Genomic DNA, 2,617 nt, shown 5'->3' on the forward strand with positions numbered 1-2,617 from the left:
TGACCATTGCCCTTATCTGGACAGGTCTCTCCTATTGCCTTTAATACATAAGTGTCATCGCCTACTTCTTCTACCGCTCCTAAACAAGGCGCTAACTTATAAACCACTTCACCTGAATTGTAGTAGAGCAATTCGTTAATGGAATTAAAATCGTATGATGCTGAACTACTATGACAAGGCCGCCCATCAAAACGTTGCTTAACTTTTTGACGATACACATTTTTATCTGGTAGGGCACATCGGTATTCATCAGAATATAACCCTATGTTCTCAAACGGTATATCTGGCGCATAACTAGGCCGTGGCGCCTTGAACTTAAAATTTAAGGAACTGGGATTCGCAAACATATCTAAAGTAACATTCTGTGTTCCTGTTATTGTTTCAAGATTTAAAGAAGATGTGGTGTATTCTCGTAATATCACACCGTAAAACATATTATCCGTAAAATCAGTTGCATATCCTCCCAGACTATTATTTGTGTTAAGTGCCTCATATAACTCTTTCATTTTAGGATATCTTAAATACCAAAAGTTTTCTACTCTATCTGGCCAATTATCTGCCGTTAATCCACTTTGCCATCCTGACACACCTATCTCTTTAAGCATTCTACCCATATAATTCGCCTTAATGGTATTCGTTGGATCAGTTGTTAAATAATTCATTGCCGTATCATAATTGGAAGTTAAACCATTACTATTATTTCTAATACCAATATACGGTTCGATCATAACATTACTTCTAATAGAATGTCCGCCAGCCTTATTCATTTTAACCGATGCCCAACCACCTTTATAGAATACGTTCTCATAAATTTGGTCTCCCGCATCAACATCATCAATATGTATCCCTCCTTTACCTAATAAACCAGGTACGGTCATGTTATGATGTATAAAATTATGTCTTAAAACATTTCCGAATGACCAGATATCCCCTCCAGTATAGAATGCACCTCCATCACCTTCTTCTATACCAATGTTAAAAGCCTCATTAAGCTCAATAATATGATCTGATCCTGTATGTGTTAAAGGCTGACCATTCATATTATGAATTAAGTTGTTTCTAAAAATATTTCCTGCCCCTCTTATACCAACTGCTTTTCCATAAAAATCTTTAGAATAAACCTGTGTAAAATGACAATTCTCAACTATATTATTTCCATATTCCACAGACGTTGAAGTAATACCTCCGCCATATAAACGAATGTTATTTGGAACATCATAAAAATCACAGCTAGTAGCTCTGCAATTCCTGGTATCATCAAGAAAATTCAATGATAATATAGGTTCTGCTATATATCTAAACGTTACACCAGCGACCAAAATATTTTTACTTGAACCTTTAACATTAATGGCTGCATCTCCATTATTACCAGCACCTAAGTTCTGTATCGTCATTTTTTTTATCTGAATATCTTGAGCATCATTAATCTCAAAACGTTGAGGCCCTGCCCAAACGCCAATTGAACTGTTACTTGTAAGCTGTGTTTGTGGCCACAAATACAACCTAGAATCTGTAGAATCATAATACCATTCTCCGGGTTCATCTAATTCGCATAAAAGATGGTAAAAAAACAATCTACTTACATGTGCTGCACCATCTTTAATACCATACCGAGATCCATCACGAAGCCTTATCGTACCATCAGCTTCAACGGCGTTTACAGGATGATTTTCTTTAAGCCAATCTGCAGAAATGTATCCTTTTATATGCATTTTTTTTACCCTATTAATTTCTGAGCTCCATTTTGCTCCATCAATATTTTCTCGCAACTTGAATGAGGCTCCTTTAGGGCTATCGTGTGTTCCTTCTTCATTTACAGTCTCCCCAGACACTGTAGACACATTTATATGAGCAAACCCAATATTAGGATATCTGGCTACTGTTGCCATTTTATCATCTATAGAAAGTTGTGCCGTATTTTTATCTAAAATTGCTTTTAAACCACTATCTGTTATTAACTGCGAATAAACTTTACCCTGTGCCTTGGCATGAAGTTTGGCTAACATTCCGCCGTCAGTAACCAATTGAAATTTATCTGCATCAATGAATTGACTACCATCAAAAATTACTTTTTCGTTTTGGTAACCACTAATTGTAAGACCTGAGTCCTGTGAATCAAGGGTGCAGGTGGTATCAAAATTATAGCGCCCACCACGAATATAAATGGTCTTAATACCTGTACTTCTAGCCTTGTCTCTTGCGCCAATCATTGTTGCCAATGGACTATCTATGGTACCCGAATTGGCATCATTACCATTGGTAGCTACATAAAGTTCTGTTTGTGCATTAATTACAATACAAAACATACAAATCACAAACATTATCAACGATTCTCTTTTTTTATATCCTTTCATTATTGGTATTATCTTATTTAGTATACTTTAATAATTATTCTGTTGTAAAACTCCAAACCTGTCCTATAGATGAGGCTCCTTTGTCATCTTTTGCTACAACTTTCCAATAGTATGTTGTTCCTCCTAATAAAGTAGAAGTCATATAATCTTTATCAGTATGACCCGTTACTATTGCCGTTGTTGGCGGATTATTGGTGTCTAAATAAACATCAAAGGTTAAGGCATCACCATCTACATCGGTTGATCCCCATGCTAAAAATACT

The 2,617-nt window shown here is 35.8% G+C and carries 2 pseudogenes; both read right to left on the reverse strand.

Annotation, left to right across the window (positions count from 1 at the left end):
* Nucleotides 1-2,354, reverse strand: a pseudogene (locus FGF67_RS16710) (hypothetical protein); the annotation flags it as partial.
* Nucleotides 2,355-2,388: 34 nt separating this feature from the next.
* Nucleotides 2,389-2,617, reverse strand: a pseudogene (locus FGF67_RS17300) (hypothetical protein); the annotation flags it as partial.

This window comes from Allotamlana fucoidanivorans, assembly GCF_006265225.1.
GTDB classification, from domain to species: domain Bacteria; phylum Bacteroidota; class Bacteroidia; order Flavobacteriales; family Flavobacteriaceae; genus Allotamlana; species Allotamlana fucoidanivorans.